The organism is Lactobacillus sp. UMNPBX19, from assembly GCF_002553805.1.
Classification (GTDB): Bacteria; Bacillota; Bacilli; order Lactobacillales; family Lactobacillaceae; genus Lactobacillus.
Map to the genome: position 1 here is coordinate 1 of NZ_PCYR01000067.1, position 1,494 is coordinate 1,494.

Consider the following 1,494-nt stretch of genomic DNA (forward strand, 5'->3'; position numbering starts at 1 on the left):
TGAAGTGCCTCATAATTGTTAGACATAAAATCTAATAATTATGAGGTATTTTTTTATGACCAAATATTCGACTGAATTAAAAATTGAAATTGTTTCCAAATATTTAAATCATGAAGATTCAATAAAAGGTTTAGCTAAACAATATAATATTCATTGGACTCTTATTCGTAGATGGATTGATAAGGCTAAGTGTCAAGGTTTAGCTGCCTTATCTGTTAAACATACTAAAACTACTTATTCTTCTGACTTTAGGCTAAATGTGGTACGCTACTATTTAACACATTCTATTGGAGTTTCAAAGGTAGCGGCTAAGTTTAATATTAGTGATTCTCAAGTATACAATTGGGCTAAAAAGTTCAATGAAGAAGGATATGCTGGGCTGCTGCCTAAACAGAAAGGTCGGCCTAGGAAAGTGCCTAAAAAGAGTAAGAAGACAACTAAAAAGTTAGAACTTAGTGAAAAGCAAAAGTATGAAGAAAAAATTCTTAAGCAGGAAGCTGAATTAGAAAGACTTAGAGTGGAAAATCTTGTCTTAAAAAAAGTGGCTGCCCGATATCCACGTTATCCAACAAACAAAAAACACAATTAATACAGGATATTCGGGCAAAACACCATCAAATTAAACTTAAGGTCTTATTTAAAGTGCTCAAATTAAATAGAAAGACTTACTATGACAATGTAAAAAATAGAATTAATCAAGCTGATAAGTATGCTTTAGTAAAAGAGAAGATTCAAGAAATCTATTATGGCTATGAAGGACAAGAAACATATGGTTATCGTCCTATGTGGGGAGCGTTAAGAGATGAAGGATTTAAACTTTCTCTAGAAACAGTACGTAAGTTAATGAGAAGTTTAGGAATAAAAACAACAATTTATCATAAAAATACTGGTAAATATAGTTCGTATAAGGGTAATGTAGGAAAGAAAGCACCAAATATCCTAAATCAAACTTTTGATGAAACTATCCCCTATAAAGTTCTTCATACCGATGTAACTGAATATAAACTAACTAGCGGCAAGAAAGTTTATATTTCTCCTGTAGTAGATGAGGCTTCTTTGGAGATTCTAGCTTGTGCAGTAAGTTATTCTCCTGAAATGAAAACTATTTATAATATGCTAGATGAACTAGCAGATAATCTTCCACCAGGAGCTGCTCCTATCCTTCATTCAGATCAAGGCTTTCAATATCAGAATCCAGGCTATCAGGCTCGACTAAAGAAAATGAATATAATCCAAAGCATGTCCCGAAAAGGAAATTGTCATGATAATGCACCAGGAGAAACGATATTTAATTTAATGAAGAGAGAAAAACTGAATCGACTTAAGATTGGAAGTTTAGAAGAGATGAAGGAAATTCTGAAAGATTATATTTATTGGTTTAACAATGTTAGAAGATCAAACAAATTAAAATACACGACTCCTGTAAAATACAGAAATCGTGTATTATCAAATCTTTAAAATTTTATAAATGTCTAACTTTTCTATGGCACTTCA

At 31.5% G+C, this 1,494-nt stretch carries 1 protein-coding gene; it reads left to right on the plus strand.

Annotation, left to right across the window (positions count from 1 at the left end):
• Window positions 1-55: 55 nt before the first annotated feature.
• Window positions 56-1,458 (plus strand): IS3-like element IS1223 family transposase gene (locus CP370_RS09725; RefSeq protein ID WP_117285382.1). Its coding sequence is split into 2 segments (ribosomal slippage): window positions 56-530 and window positions 530-1,458, totalling 1,404 coding nucleotides; the frame shifts between segments, so codons are not numbered across the junction.
• Window positions 1,459-1,494 lie beyond the last annotated feature (36 nt).